Genomic DNA, 14331 nt, shown 5'->3' with positions numbered 1-14331 from the left:
CGTGAGTCTTCTCCCGCAACCGGGGCAGGACGCTCGAGCCGTTAGACTTCCTCAGTGACGTGCAGGAGGGGAGAATCACATCGTGTCGATTGAGGTAGGGGGCCGAAGCGAGGCGAAAAGGCTTGTCACCCTTGAACGCTATGCCCTCGCGGACCAGCCGTCCGACCGCGGCGGTTCCTATGACGAGGATCTCGACAACCTCGTTCTACTCGCCGCTGAAGTCTGCGGGGTTCCCTTCGGCGTCATCAACATCATCACCGCAGACCAGCAGCACCAGATTGCCGCGAGGGGCATCGAGGCCAGTGTGTGTTCCCGGGAAGACTCAATGTGTGCCCAGGTCTTCCGCTATGGGCACACGATTATTGTGGAGGATTGCCTGGAGGACCCGCGGTTCCTTGGGAACCCCTTTGTCACCGGCGAGATCGCCGAGGTTCGCTTCTATGCTTCCACTCCGCTTGTCACCGCGGCGGGCGATGCGCTCGGAACACTGTGCGTCTTCGATGATTCGCCCGGTTCGATCACTCCGCAGCAGAGCCACAGCCTCGAAATCCTGGCCGCCCAAATCATGGACATCCTGGACCTGCAGCTGCGAACACGGGAACTGGGCACCGCGCTGCGGGAACTGAGCCGCAGCAATGAACTCCTCGCAGAATTCGCGGGACGCGTGAGCCACGACCTTCAGGGCCCGCTGACCAGTATCCGCGGCTTCGCGGAGATGCTTGAGGATGATGCTGCGATTCCCGCCGGCAGCGACAGCCGCGCATATCTCGAGCGCATCGGTGCAAGCGCCGGCCGAATGACGTCGATGATTGAAGAGCTCCTCGCTTTTGCGCGCTCGAACGGAGCACTGCGGGTTCAACCCGTCAGCTTGGCTTCAACGGTGAGAGCCGTGCAGGATGACCTCGCTGCTGCCATCTCTGCGGCCGGAGCGCACTTGGAGGTGGAGGACTTCGTCGGCCTGGCTGATCCCACCCAGCTGCACACGCTGCTGCAAAACCTGCTGCAGAATGCCCTGAACTACCGTCATCCCGACAGGTCTCCAATATTACGGATCAGCGCCGGCGATGCCACCGAGGATTATTGGTGCCTGACCTTCGAGGACAATGGCATCGGCATAGCGCCCGAGGACCGGCAGCGGGTGCTTGAACCGCTGGTGCGGCTGGAGAGCAACGCAGCACCCGGCACGGGGCTCGGCCTGGCCACCTGCAATCGTATCGTCCAGGCGCATGGCGGTTTCCTGGAGCTGAAGGAAAGCGACAGCGGCGGTCTGACCGTCGTTGCATGGTTTGCCGGGGGCGACTCGCGGGCCGGGCTTCGGCTACGGTGACGAGCTCTCGAAACCCGTCCTGGTCATGGTGCCCCAAACCTGTTTTTTGCCGCGAAGCGCTGCCCACCAGCCCTGGATCCGCCAGATTGCGGTGAGCTGACGGTATCCGATGTTCTCCTGGACGGACACGAACAGGGCCACCCACAGGTCACGCCACCGGTTGTAGCGGTGGAAGGAGGCCTCCTCCACCAGCAGCGCCATCAGGGAAACGAAGATGGCGTAAAGGTACGCAACGGCAATGAACGCGAGTGCATAGGGCACGTTCACCACCCCGAGCAGCAGTCCCAGCGGAACGACAATGAGGCCGAAGAGCTCGATGGCTGGAGCGATGAGCTCAAAGATCCAGTAGTAGGGCAGTGCGATCATCCCGACCGTCCCATAACGGGGGTTGAACGTCATGCCGCGGTATTTGATCAGGACTTCCCACAGACCGCGGTGCCACCGCCGTCGTTGTCGGGCAAGGACCGCTGCCGTTGAGGGAACTTCCGTCCAGCACACCGGTTCGGCGATAAAAATGACGCGGTATTTCCGTTTTGACTGGCGCATCATCCGGTGCAGCCGCATGACCAGTTCGAAGTCCTCCCCGATGCAGTCCGGGTCCAGACCGCCGGCCTGGGTCACCAGGTCACGCCGGAACATACCGAAGGCGCCGGAGATGAGAATCAGGGAATTCAGCTGGGACCACCCGGCCCGCCCGAGGAGGAAGGATCGCAGGTACTCCACGATCTGAATGCGGGCAAAGTAGTTCTTCGGCATGTTCACGCTGACCACGCGGCCCGCCACGACTTCGCATCCGTTGGCCACGCGCACCACGCCGCCGGTTGCAATCACGTGCTCGGGATCATCGGTGAAGGGCTTGGACACTACAAGGAGGGAATCGGGATCCAGCAGGCTGTCGGCGTCGACCATCACCACGAGGTCCTTCGACGCGACATTCAGGCCCATGTTAAGGGAATCCGACCGGCCGGAGTTTTCCTTGTCGATAACGACGATGGGCAGCGCGGTATCCCGCGCACGGTAGATGGCCCGGATGGTTCCGCGGACAGGAACCTTGATGGAAACTTCCCGCCGGTCTTCGACGAGGTCATACACGTCGATCAGCGTTTGCAGCGTCTCATCGGAGCTGCCGTCGTTGATCACCACGACTTCGTGATCCGGGTAGCGGAGGTCGAGCACCGAGCGGACGGACGTGGCGATCACCGCGCCCTCGTTATACGCCGGCATCAGGACGGAGATGCCCGGGCTGAGCGGAGATGCGGCGGTAATGCGCGCGCCTGCAAAGGACTGACGCCGAAGATGCGCGGTGAAATTAACGCTCGCGAAGATGATCAGCAGCAGCAGGAACGTGTTGATCACAATGAAGTAGGCGAGGACGGGGTACGCCGTGATCTCGAAGAGCAACCGGATTGCCGATCTCAGCGGCTCAAGCACGTTCTCCATCCGCTCCCCTAAGCATCCACGAGAATGCGGCGGACATCCGGGTCCGCGTGCTCGATGACGCGCCGGCGCACGTCGCGCGCCTCGGCTCCGGGCATCGCCCTGAGCGCCTCACCCGCTGCCTGCCGGACCGACGACGACGCAGCGCTTGAGCAGGAGATGTCCGCAAGTTCGGTGGTGGCCGGCTTGTGGCCGAGCCGTCCGAGCGATCTGGCGCACGCCGCGATGACGACGTCGGACGCGTCTTGGCGGCCGCGCTCCGCCACCATGCAGTCGAACAATGCGTCCGCAGCTTCCGACATGAGCAGCAGACCCACGACGGCGGCAGAACCGTAGCGGATCCCGGCGTCCCGGTCCTGTAGACCCTCGATGTACACGGCGGGATCCTGCTCGGGCAGGTTGAGCAACGCCGTGGCGGCAACCGAATGCGGGATCCCGCTGGTGAGCGAAAGCGCGTCGACGAGGTGCCCTCCGGCTTCCGGCTGGGCAGCGACGCCGAGGGCGCGCGCCGCCACGAGACGGACCTCGAGGCTCTTGTCCCGGAGCGCAGCCGTCAGGGGATCGATGACCTCCCTGCCGCCAAGAATTCCAAGGAGTTCGGCAGCAGCGGCCCGCTGAATGGCGCTTCGGGAATGAATGCGGTCGAGGGAGCGCCTGAGCAGACCGCGACCGGCGAGGACCCGGATCATGGCCTCGCGTACATCGCCGCGGACTTCGGGGATCATGCGCAGCAGGGTTTCCTCCACGCGTTCACCGCGGGCACCTGACGTGCGTGAGAGTTCCGACACCAGTTCATCCAGCGCGTCGTCCTCGGCGACCGCGAGCATCATGATGCGTCCGCGGATTGCCTCGTCATGGACAGACCGCCCGCGCTCACGCGCATGGCGTCCCGCTTTGATGAGAACGACGGCGGCGAGCGCCAGCACGCATGCCGCACCCAGCACGATGACGGCGACCGCCAGCACATCCCATGAGACCAGCACGGCTTTTAGCGTGCCAGGATGCCGGCAACCCGGGCTGCGAGTTCGCGCGGGCTGAAGGGTTTGACGACGTAGTCGGTGACTCCGGCAGCGAACCCGTTCTCTATGTCGCGTTCCTGGTTCTTGGCGGTCAGGAGGATCACGGGCACGGAGATCGGAGGTTCTGCTGAACGCATCATCCGCACCATGTCCACGCCGGACATACCGGGCATCATGACGTCTGAGATCACGAGGCTGTATTCGTTGTTGGTGGCCAGTTCCAGCCCGGCGACCCCGTCACCGGCGGTCTCAACCTCGTAACCGCTGGATTCGAGCTTGGTGGAGACGAGATCGCGGATGTCCGCGTCGTCGTCAACAACCAGAATCTTGTGTGGCATTGCCGATCCTCCCCGCAATCCTTGCATGTTGCCCCGTTCCCAGACCCAGCCTAATCCACAGCCGGCGGCCCTGAAACGATTCGTCGCTGCAGCGCGGGAGGATTGGCTCGCCGGGGAAACCGTCAGGCAAAGCAAAAGCCCCCGGTGTCCCGGGGGCTTTCAGTGGTGGCTCCGACCGGCGTCGATCCGGTGACCTTTCGATTTTCAGTCGAACGCTCTACCAACTGAGCTACAGAGCCTTGCAACCATCGTGTGATGATCACCGTCGACACCCGGATTGCTCCGGCCGCCTTCAGCGACCCTGACGGGACTTGAACCCGCGACCTCCGCCGTGACAGGGCGGCGCGCTAACCAACTGCGCTACAGGGCCTTGCGATTTTGCAAGAGTTTGATCTTATCAGCACCGAAACGGTGTTTCGAACCACTCTCCTGCGTACCCCCAACGGGATTCGAACCCGTGCCGCCGCCGTGAAAGGGCGGTGTCCTAGGCCGCTAGACGATGGGGGCCAGGACCACACAAGTGCTTTACTCCTCGTTGTGGACCTCTAAAACTATAGGGCTTCGATCTCGATTACACAAAACCCCCGAATCACCGGCAAGACGTGCTCCGGAACCGACGGCAGTAGAGTTTCCTCCGTGCCCATTGATATGAGCCTCGAGGACTTCGAATCGGCAGTCGACGACGCGATCGACCAGATCCCGGACAGGTTGGCCAGGGCCATGAACAACGTGGCGATTTTCGTCAAGGAGGAGTTTGAGCCGGGCCCGGGAGAAGAAGCGGATCCCGACCTCCTGGGCCTCTATGAGGGAACCCCGCTGACCGAGAGGGACTCCTGGTGGGACGCCGGGTCCCTGCCCGACCGCATCAGCATCTTCCGGCAGCCGCTGCTGCGGATGTGCGGGAGCCGGGAGGAACTCGTGCAGGAAATCCTTGTCACTGTGATCCACGAAGTTGCACATCACTTCGGGATTGACGACGAGCGGCTCCACGAGCTGGGCTGGGGATAACCCGACCCGGCCACCGTCCGGGCTTCATACTGGTTATATGGGCGCACATTCTCATGGGCAACACGTCACGGCGACGGGGAAGCACCGCAAGTCGTTGGTGCTGGTCGTGGTGATCACGCTCGCCGTCGTCGTCGTTCAGGTGATCGGTGCTGCACTATCCGGATCGCTGGCCCTGCTCGCTGATGCGGGGCACATGCTTTCCGATGCCGCCGGCGTCTTCATAGCGTTACTGGCCTCCTGGATAGCAACCCGGCCCGCTACAGTCCGCAGCACCTACGGTTACCAGCGGGCGGAGGTGCTGGCCGCCCTCGCCAACGCCGTCATCCTGGTGGTGATCGCGATCGTCATCGCCATCGAGGCATTCCGCAGGCTGGGTGCGCCCACAGAGGTGCATACGGACATCATGCTGATCGCCGCGCTGCTCGGCGGCGCAGCGAACCTCGCCTGCCTGCTGATCCTGCACGGTGGACACAAGGAAAGCCTCAACCTTCGGGGCGCCTATCTGGAGGTGCTGGGAGACCTGCTGGGGTCAATCGCTGTGGTGATTGCCGCCGTCGTCATTGCGGTGACCGGGTTCCTGCAGGCTGATGCCATCGCCTCCATCCTCATCGCGGCCATGATCCTGCCGCGCGCATGGAGCCTGCTGAGAGACGTGATCAACGTGCTGCTGGAGTCCGCGCCCAAGGGAGTGGATCCGGCGATGATCCGGGAGCACATCCTGAAAGTGCAGGGAGTGGTCGATGCACACGATATCCACGCGTGGACCATCACGTCCGGCGTTCCCGTTTTTTCAGCCCACGTCGTGGTGGATACCCAAAGCCTGAACGCCGAGGGTGTTGACCGCATGCTCGACCGCCTTGCGCACTGCCTCAGCAACCATTTCGATACGGAACACTGCACGTTCCAGCTTGAACCGCTGGAGCATGCCGTGCACGAGAGCCGGCAGCACGCCTAACGGCCGCGACACGCCGTAGATGGTGTTCGCGCAGCGAATGACACCTCTGTTGTTTACGATACTGGTGTGACGAATGTTGCTAAAGTGACATTTGTGGCTCTATCCTCGGACAAGTCTGGTTGCCGTCCGAGGATCGAGTTATGCCGCAAACCTTCTCACAGCGCGGGTTCCCCGCGCTCGCTGCCATGCTCGTAGGGTCGCTGCTCACCTTGGGATTGCCGCCGTCGTCAGCTTTCGCAGCACCGGAGCTGCCGAGCCCCGCCGAGATTTCCGCCGCGGAGGAGGACACAGCGGCAGCCGCTGAACTCGTCACGGAGATCGAAGGCATCCTGGAGAATGCTTCTGCGGATTTGCAGGATGCACAGGTTGAGGCCATGAAGTCGCAGGGCGCCTACATTGATGCACTCGCGGAACTCGATGAGCGGCAATCGGCCGCCCAGCGGCTTTCAGCGCTGGCCCTGCAGGCTGAGCAGACCTACCGCACTGCCTCCACGGAGCTCGGTCAGCTTGCCGGGGACATCTATCGCGCGGGCGGCATCATGCCGAACAGCAGCCTTCTTTCCTTCGCCCAGGATCCAGGCAGCATCATGTACCAGGCCTCCACGGTCGAGGGGATGGCTGCTTCCCGGTCACGGACAGTCAACCAGGCTGAAACTGCGGCGAAGTCGCTCGAGTCCCTGCAGGCCGATGCACGCCATGCGGAGCAGGCCGCGACCGACGCAGCAGAGGCCGCGGAACAAGCCGGGGCCGCCACCGAATCCGCGATGGCGACTGCCGCCGGCCTGGTGGAGGAGAAGCAGGCCGAACGCGAAACCCTGGTTGCACAGTTGGCGCAGCTGCGGGACACCACCGCGGCCCTTGAGGAACAGCGCATCGCCGGCCTTGAACAGGAACGGCGCGAGGAGGAGCTCGCACGGGTTCTCGCCGCATCAGCTGAGGCGGCTGCCGCGGCGGCCCCCGCTCCGCGCTCCGCAGCACCGCTTGCTGCAGCACCCACGCTGGTGCCGCCGGCACAAAACACGCCGCAAGCACCCGCGCCGGCCCCCGCCCCCGTGACCGAGCGGCCCACCATTCCTGCTCCGCGTCCGACGACGCCGGCTCCTGCTCCCGCGCCTGCCCCCGTTGCGCCGCGCCCGGCGCCCGCGCCCGCCCCCGCTCCCGTTGTGCCGCGACCGGCACCGGCACCGGCACCTGCTCCCGCCCCGGCACCTGTCCCAGCACCGGCACCTGCTCCCGCCCCGGCACCGGAACCGGCTCCCGCCCCAGCACCGCCGGCGACCAACACCGGCGGAGTCGCCGCGGCCGTCAGCTACGCCCGCGCCCGCGTTGGAGCACCGTACTTCTATCAGTGGGGCGGCAACGGGCCCCGGGGCTATGACTGCTCCGGGCTGGTCCAGCAGGCCTTCGCCTCAGGTGGCATCTCATTGCCTCGGACGGCATCCGCGCAGTTCCATGCGGCACGGACCCATGTCCCGCTGTCGCAGGCGCAATTCGGCGACCTCGTCTTCTGGGGAGAGGGCGCGGGGATCTGGCACGTTGCCATCTATGTGGGCAACAACACCGTGGTCAATGCCCTCAACCCCAAGCAGGGCATTCTCGAGGTGAATCTCGCCAACATGAGCGGGATGGGCGCACTCAACCCGCTCGCTGCGCGGTTCTAGGCCGCCATCGGTCCGAAGTTCGCGCGGTCCGTCAGACGCGGATCCTCGCGGTCCGGCACCACCAGAACCGGTCCCTTTGCGTGGTGCAGCACGCCCTGGCTGGTGGAGCCGAGCAGCATACCGGCGAACCCGCCACGGCCGCGGGTGCCGAGCACAACCAGCTCGGCAGTTCGCGATGCCTCGATGAGCACCTCGACGGGAGGCCCGTCGAGGAGTTCGACTGATACGTCCAGTTGCGGGAAATGGCTCTGCAGCCACGCCTTCCCAGCGTTGAGTTGAACCATGATCTCGGCGTGGAGCGCGTCCCGGTCAACCGGCGTCGGCATCCATGCGAGAGACCCCGTGAAGGGCGGCAGCGAACACTCCACCCGCAGGGGCAGACCACGGGACTGCGCCTGCTCAGCTGCGATCAGTGAAGCCATGCGTGCCTGCTCCGAGCCGTCAACGCCGACCACAACCACCTTCTCCACCTCTTCCGCGCGTGGGCACGGCTCGCCCTTCGACTTCGGAGCCGATACGCCGGCCTCATCGAGGCGCGGAGCGCAGTACAGCGGCACAACCACCGTGGGGCACTTCGAATGCGCCGGCAGCGCGGCGCTCACTGAGCCCAGGAGCCGTCCGACGAAGCCTCCCCTGCCGCGCGAACCGACGACCATGAGTTCGGCTTCCTCCGAGAGCTCAAGGAGCACACCCGCGGCGTCTCCGCTCTCCACGCGCGGCACAATCTCGATGTTGTGGTGACTGGCTATCTTGCTGATGGACTGATCGAGGACCGCCTGCGCCCCCTCACGGATCACCGAGTCATCCACGGTCGCGTAGCCTGCGTCCATGCTCGACGCCGCGAAGACCGGAACGGTATAGGCAGTGACTACATGGAGCGGAGATTGGCGGCGCTCGGCCTCTTGTGCGGCCCACACCAGGGCACACATGCTCTGGTCGGAGCCATCAACTCCCACAACCAGTCCGCGCCCCTGGGAATGCCCTGGCGCACCCGACATACGAGCCTCACTCATGTCCCGCCTCCTCGCGGTTGAACCTCAATTGACACCTTCGCTCAGCCGGCCGGATATTTCTAGCCTACTCGCCAGTAGGAGGACTATTCAGCACCCAAAAAGTTATATAGGCTTCGAGAATCGTTATCGGGCGGATGGTCTCCAACAAAGGTTCCCGCCCGATTTCAGTGCGCTTGGTTGACCCGTTCGCAGCCAAGTGTCCGCACAGCCCGGAAGAGGCGCCGGGCTGTGCGGAATTCTCCTTCCTTCAGGAGGTTTCATCGATGCTGCCGAAGCCGATCACCCACGTCGCCGCTGACTCTTCCGTGCCGCCCGCAGCAGAGATGACCACAACCGTGGTGATCGGCTCCGGATTATCCGGCCTGGCTGTCGCAAGCGAATTGAGCCGCCGTGGCGTCCAGTCCATCGTGGTCGAGAGCATCGAGTGTCTGAATTCCGGCTCGAACCGGACCGTGATGACGGACTCGGTATCCCTGTCCGAACGCACGGAACTCCTGCGGCTGCTGCGGTGCTACGCGTCCAGCCACTCGCTGGACGTGCGTCAGGAGACGGTGGCGGAGGGATTGTGCATGGTGGGTTATTCCCAGCTGCTTCCGGCGCCGGTGCTGGGCTCCAAGAAGTGGGCAGTGCAGACCCGCAACGGCGTCCTGCTCGCGGACCACGTGGTCCTGACCAAGTATCCACAGAACCAGCTGCGGCGTTTTGTGCAGTCCCTCGGCCTGGCCGTGGGAAGCGACATCAAGGCGGCACTGAGGGCCATCGGTCTCTACCTCATCGGGGTGGGCGAGATGCTGACGCCAACAACGCGGGAAATTGTTCGGCAGGCCAAGGTCATCAGCGACGCGATCGTCTCGCAGGGAGCTCTCGCGGGTCAGGTAATCCAACCCGTGAAAGCTTCCGTGATGGCCGCCGCCTTAGCGGGATCAACCAGGCGTCCACCCGCTATCAGCGCCTGAGAAGGCGCCTACGCGGCGTCGTTATTGCCCTGCTTCAGCCGCCGCCTGGCTCCAAGTGCCAGCACTATCGCGAGCGAAATCAGCACGGCTATCATCAGGATGACCCCCCAGGAAACACCGGAATCTGCTGCCGGCTCCTGGTCAAGCGCGCCCGGGTCGGCGGTTTCGATCGGGCCTGCGGTGCCCGCCGACGCCTCAGGGGTTTCCGCAGCAGCGCCGCCGTCCGAAGCCGTGAAGTCGAAGGTGCCCTCGATAGGGTGCGAATCGGAGGACACTACCCGCCAGTTCACCGTGTAGGTTCCGGCGGGCGCGCCGGCACGGATTGCCTGCGTGGCCACAGTGTCTGTGATGGTGACGTCGCCCTCTGCCCAGTCCTCGCCCGCGGCGTCGAGCACCTGGACCTGCGAGCCGATCGTCGCAGGAACGTTGGTGAACGTGAGTTCAATCGCCTGGGGTACGGTCTCAAGCGTTGCACCCGGCTCCGGCGTCGAGGAGCTCAGCTCGTCATGCGCTGAGGCGCCTGAGGCTGATCCGAACACCAGGGTGAACGCAACCAGAAGTACACCGGCCAGAAGCACGGCGATGCGTTGGATGGGATGCGTACCTGTAATGCGCGCCGGGCGTGCTGCAACTACTGCGGAAGGCTTCATGACTTAAGCCTACGGGAGCGAACTGGCAGGATCCTGAATCGGTCATTGGATAGACTCCTTGAGCGAAACCCCACCACCAACAGAGGAATACCCGTGCCTGAACTGCGCACCGCGACGGACCGCTACTTCCAGCTCACCGCCCGCGGATCAACCTACTCGCGCGAGATCAGGGGCGGCATCGCCACCTTCTTCGCCATGAGCTACATCGTGGTGCTCAACCCCCTGATCCTTGCCGGAGCGGACGCGAGCGGAGGCAGTCTGGGATTTGAACGCGTGGCGGCGGTGACCGCCCTCGTTGCGGGGCTGCTCACCATCCTCATGGGCGCCTGGGCGAAGTACCCCTTCGCCCTGGCCACCGGACTGGGCGTCAACGCCTTCGTGGCCATTACGGTGGCCACCAATCCGGAGCTCACCTGGCCGGACATGATGGGTCTCGTGGTTCTTGCCGGCCTCACCATGCTTGTGCTGGTCCTCACCGGCTTCCGGACCGCCGTTTTCAACGCGGTGCCGGAGAGCCTGAAGACAGCGATCGTCGTCGGCATCGGGCTCTTCATCGCCCTGATCGGACTGGTGAACGCGGGCTTTGTACGGCGCGTTCCGGATGTCGCGCAGACCACAGTCCCGGTCGGGTTGGGTTTCGAGGGCGTGCTCCTCGGCTGGCCCACCCTGGTGTTTGTCTTCGGCCTCATCCTCACCATCGCGCTGGTGGTCCGGAAGGTTCGCGGCGGCATCCTGATCGGTGTCATCGCTGCGACCCTCCTCGCTGTCATCATCGAAGCCGTGGCAAACGTCGGGCCCAGCGTGGGACCGGACGGCTCCAACCCGCAGGGCTGGTCGCTCGTTGTTCCGGAGCTTCCCTCCGGAGCGTGGATCGGGCTTCCCGACCTGAGCCTCGTCGGCAGCGTCAGCGTCTTCGGTGCGTTCGGCAGCCTCGGCGCCACCGCCGCCCTGCTGCTCACCTTCACCATCCTGCTCAGCATCTTCTTCGACGCCATGGGCACCATGGTGGGCCTGGCCAACGAAGCAAAGCTGGTGGACAGGCAGGGCAACATTCCCGGCGTCAACCGCGTCCTCATCGTTGACGCTCTCGGAGCGGTGGCCGGCGGAGCGGGATCAGTCTCCTCGAACCAGATCTACGTGGAATCCGGCGCGGGTATCGGTGAAGGCGCACGCACCGGCATCGCCAACATCGTGACGGGCATGCTGTTCCTCGTGGCCATGTTCTTCACGCCGCTGATCTCGCTGGTACCGTTCGAGGCGGTGGCGCCGGCCCTCGTCGTCGTCGGTTTCATGATGGTGTCCCAGGTGGGCCGAATCGACTGGCAGGACTGGGGTATCGCCATTCCTGCCTTCCTGACGTTCACGCTGATGCCGTTCACCTACTCGATTGCCAACGGACTGGGCGCCGGATTCATCGCGTACGTTCTGGTCCGCACGTTCCAGGGCAGGGCGAAGGAGATCCACCCGCTCATGTGGGCCGTGGCGGGCGCGTTCGTGGTGTTCTTCGGCATCGGCCCGATCGAGCAGCTGCTCGGCGTCGCCTGACCCACCCGTTGATTCGGCAGGACACGCCCCTTTTGCACGCGCATCAGGGGGGTGTCCTGCCAACTCATCGGGCTCAGCGCGCGGACCAGCCGCCGTCCATGGTGTAGGACGCGCCGGTCACCATCCCGGCCTGCCCGGACGCCAGCCATGCAACGAGTGAGGCAACCTCCGACGGCTCCACCAGGCGCTTGATTGCGCTCTCGGTGAGCATGATCTGCTCGAGGACCTCATCCTCGCTGATGTCATGCAGCCGCGCCTGGTCGGCGATCTGGTTCTCCACGAGCGGCGTCCGCACGTAGCCGGGGTTAACGCAGTTGCTCGTAACTCCGTGTGGCCCGCCTTCCAGCGCCGCAACCTTGGAAAGCCCCTCCAGCCCGTGCTTGGCGGACACGTAGGCGGACTTGAAGGCGGACGCCCGCAGCCCGTGCACCGAAGACACGTTGATGATCCGGCCGAAGTTCTTCGCGTACATCGACGGCAGGGTGGCACGCATCAGGAGGAACGGCACCTCAAGCATGAGCGTGTGGATACGCCGGAAGTCAGCCGGATCAAACTCCTCAATAGGCTGGACGACCTGGATCCCGGCGTTGTTCACCAGGATGTCCGCGTCGAGGGTCAAGTCCTCCAGCGCCGCCGTGTCCAGCAGGTCAACGGCCCACGCTTCGCCCTTGATTTCCTTGGCGACGACGCCGGCACCCTCCGCGTCCCGGTCCGCCACCACCACGTACGCGCCCTGTGCTGCCAAGTCGCGCGCGCAGGCGGCGCCTATGCCGCTCGCCCCGCCGGTGACGATCGCACGCCGCCCGGCGAGCAATCCGGCTGGAGCGGGTGAGTGAAACGACGGCGACTGTGCGATGGGGCGCAAGCCGCCGTCGTCGTTCTGGTGTGCCGCAGGCATCCCTAGCTGTCCCTGCCGACCGAAATGCCGTGGCGCTCAGCGTCGGCAGCATCGATGTCCCGCAGCGACGCTCCGCGCGTTTCGCGCAGGGTGAGGACGGCAATCGCCGTCACAACGCAGGCGCCGAGGACATAGAGTGCCACGCCGAGCCATGATCCGGTTTCCTGCAGGATCGCGGTGGCGATGATCGGCGCGAGCGATCCCGCAAGGATCGACGTGACCTGATAGCCGAGGGACACACCGGAGTAGCGCATGCGGGTGGGGAACATCTCCGCCATGATCGCGGGCTGGCCGGCGTACATCAGGGCGTGGAAGCACAGTCCGATCGTCACGGCCAGGATGATGATCACGGGGTTCTGGGTGTCGAACATCGGGAAGGCGAAGAATGCCCAGCTTGCGCCGAGGACAGCACCCGCGAGGTACACGGGCTTGCGTCCGAACTTGTCCGACAGCCGGCCGACCTGCGGGATCACGAAGAAGTGCACCACGTGGGCGATCAGCAGCGCCAGGAGCAGTGAACTGGTGTTGTACTCGTGGACCTGGGAGAGGTAGACGATGGAGAAGCTGACGATGATGTAGTAGAGGATGTTCTCCGCGAACCGCAGGCCCATGGCGCCGAGGATGCCCTTGGGGTACTTCTTCACTACCTCGAAGACGCCGTAGCTGATTGCCTTTTCGCGCTCGACCTGCTCGCGTGCCTCAAGGAAGATTGGCGATTCACTCACGTGGGTGCGGATGTAGTAGCCGATGACCACGATGATGGCTGAGAGCCAGAAGGCCACGCGCCAGCCCCAGCTGATGAACTCGTCCTCCGGCAGGATCGAGGACATCGTCAGCAGCACCACGGTTGCCAGCAGGTTCCCGACGGGCACAGCGGCCTGCGGCCAGCTGGACCAGAATCCGCGGGACTTGTTGGGGCTGTGTTCGGCGACCAGCAGGACTGCACCGCCCCACTCGCCTCCCACCGCGAAGCCCTGGACGAAGCGGAGGATCACCAGCAGTGCCGGCGCCCAGTAGCCGATCGAGTTGAACCCGGGCAGGCAGCCCATGAGGAACGTGGCTACGCCAACCAGGATGATGGTGACCTGAAGCGTGTGCTTGCGGCCCAGCTTGTCACCGATCTGCCCGAAGAAGATACCTCCGAGAGGGCGGGCGATGAAGCCGACGGCGTAGGTCAGGAAGGCCGCGATGATCGCATCCAGCGGGGTGTCCGCGTTGGGGAAGAACACGATGCCGAATACCAGCGAGGCGGCCGTTGCGTAGAGGAAGAATTCGTACCACTCGACGACTGTGCCGACCATTGAGGCCGCGACGATCTTCTTGAGGCCTGTTGGTGCCTCGTCGGTGTTTCCAGCCGGATTGCCGGCTTTTCCCCCTCCGGGGCGGGCTGGACGGGAACTGACGCTCATGTGTTGCTCCTTCTGTGTCGGCGCTGACACTTTCCGTCTGATGAGACGTTTGTGACGACTGTCACCGGGTTCGGGCCTCATTGAGTATGGCTGCACAGTCAAAGGCACTTCAATG

The 14331-nt window shown here is 64.4% G+C and carries 13 protein-coding genes and 3 tRNA genes; 6 read left to right on the top strand and 10 right to left on the bottom strand.

Translation table 11 applies throughout. The annotated features are described in order from the left end of the window. Positions 1 to 82 precede the first annotated feature (82 nt). Positions 83 to 1327, top strand: a complete 1245-nt coding sequence (locus JOD47_RS17765; RefSeq protein ID WP_307836239.1) for a sensor histidine kinase — start codon at positions 83 to 85, stop codon at positions 1325 to 1327. On the opposite strand, the gene JOD47_RS08650 is transcribed toward JOD47_RS17765, so the two are convergent. The 6 genes from JOD47_RS08650 to JOD47_RS08625 form a co-directional block, all read right to left on the bottom strand. Next, positions 1319 to 2767, bottom strand: coding sequence for a glycosyltransferase family 2 protein (locus tag JOD47_RS08650; protein ID WP_204533585.1), 1449 nt, complete (start codon positions 2765 to 2767; stop codon positions 1319 to 1321). The genes JOD47_RS17765 and JOD47_RS08650 overlap by 9 nt on opposite strands. A gap of 8 nt (positions 2768 to 2775) precedes the next feature. Further along, the gene (locus tag JOD47_RS08645; protein WP_204533584.1) at positions 2776 to 3747 is read right to left on the bottom strand and encodes a HEAT repeat domain-containing protein; all 972 of its coding nucleotides are present in this window, start codon (positions 3745 to 3747) and stop codon (positions 2776 to 2778) included. A gap of 5 nt (positions 3748 to 3752) precedes the next feature. Next, positions 3753 to 4121, bottom strand: a complete 369-nt coding sequence (locus tag JOD47_RS08640) for a response regulator transcription factor (protein WP_239548052.1) — start codon at positions 4119 to 4121, stop codon at positions 3753 to 3755. A 163-nt stretch (positions 4122 to 4284) separates the two neighbouring features. Further along, positions 4285 to 4360, bottom strand: a tRNA-Phe gene (locus tag JOD47_RS08635). A 57-nt stretch (positions 4361 to 4417) separates the two neighbouring features. After that, a tRNA-Asp gene (locus tag JOD47_RS08630) sits at positions 4418 to 4491 on the bottom strand. Between the two features lie 64 nt (positions 4492 to 4555). Further along, positions 4556 to 4628, bottom strand: a tRNA-Glu gene (locus tag JOD47_RS08625). Between the two features lie 141 nt (positions 4629 to 4769). Here JOD47_RS08625 and JOD47_RS08620 point away from each other — a divergent pair. The 3 genes from JOD47_RS08620 (at position 4770) to JOD47_RS08610 (ending at position 7745) form a co-directional block, all read left to right on the top strand. Continuing rightward, positions 4770 to 5129: a metallopeptidase family protein gene (locus JOD47_RS08620; RefSeq protein ID WP_204536573.1), complete on the top strand. Its 360-nt coding sequence runs from the start codon at positions 4770 to 4772 to the stop codon at positions 5127 to 5129. Positions 5130 to 5166: 37 nt separating this feature from the next. Further along, on the top strand, positions 5167 to 6084 hold the full coding sequence (locus JOD47_RS08615) for a cation diffusion facilitator family transporter (RefSeq protein ID WP_204533582.1): 918 nt from the start codon (positions 5167 to 5169) through the stop codon (positions 6082 to 6084). 140 nt (positions 6085 to 6224) lie between these two features. Next, a complete protein-coding gene (locus tag JOD47_RS08610) occupies positions 6225 to 7745 on the top strand; it encodes a C40 family peptidase (protein ID WP_239548051.1) in 1521 nt (506 codons plus the stop codon). On the opposite strand, the gene JOD47_RS08605 is transcribed toward JOD47_RS08610, so the two are convergent. Beyond that, entirely contained in the window at positions 7742 to 8758 is a 1017-nt protein-coding gene (locus JOD47_RS08605; RefSeq protein ID WP_204533581.1) for a universal stress protein, read from the bottom strand. The two genes, JOD47_RS08610 and JOD47_RS08605, sit on opposite strands and share 4 nt — an antisense overlap. Positions 8759 to 8892: 134 nt before the next feature. On the opposite strand from JOD47_RS08605, the gene JOD47_RS08600 reads away from it, so the two are divergent. Continuing rightward, positions 8893 to 9714, top strand: coding sequence for an FAD-dependent monooxygenase (locus JOD47_RS08600; protein WP_239548050.1), 822 nt, complete (start codon positions 8893 to 8895; stop codon positions 9712 to 9714). A gap of 8 nt (positions 9715 to 9722) precedes the next feature. Here JOD47_RS08600 and JOD47_RS08595 read toward each other — a convergent pair whose 3' ends face one another. Then, positions 9723 to 10364, bottom strand: a complete 642-nt coding sequence (locus tag JOD47_RS08595; RefSeq protein WP_204533579.1) for a copper resistance CopC family protein — start codon at positions 10362 to 10364, stop codon at positions 9723 to 9725. A gap of 93 nt (positions 10365 to 10457) precedes the next feature. Here JOD47_RS08595 and JOD47_RS08590 point away from each other — a divergent pair, with 93 nt between their 5' ends. After that, on the top strand, positions 10458 to 11909 hold the full coding sequence (locus JOD47_RS08590; protein WP_204533577.1) for an NCS2 family permease: 1452 nt from the start codon (positions 10458 to 10460) through the stop codon (positions 11907 to 11909). A gap of 73 nt (positions 11910 to 11982) precedes the next feature. Here JOD47_RS08590 and JOD47_RS08585 read toward each other — a convergent pair whose 3' ends face one another. Continuing rightward, entirely contained in the window at positions 11983 to 12807 is an 825-nt protein-coding gene (locus tag JOD47_RS08585) for a 3-hydroxybutyrate dehydrogenase (protein ID WP_204533576.1), read from the bottom strand. A 2-nt stretch (positions 12808 to 12809) separates the two neighbouring features. Then, positions 12810 to 14216, bottom strand: a complete 1407-nt coding sequence (locus tag JOD47_RS08580) for an MFS transporter (RefSeq protein ID WP_275577877.1) — start codon at positions 14214 to 14216, stop codon at positions 12810 to 12812. Between the last annotated feature and the right edge of the window lie 115 nt (positions 14217 to 14331).

This window comes from Arthrobacter tumbae, assembly GCF_016907495.1.
In the GTDB taxonomy this organism is placed as follows: Bacteria; Actinomycetota; Actinomycetes; order Actinomycetales; family Micrococcaceae; genus Arthrobacter_D; species Arthrobacter_D tumbae.
Note: the sequence above shows the minus strand (reverse complement) of the source record. Positions and strands in the feature narration are given on the sequence as shown.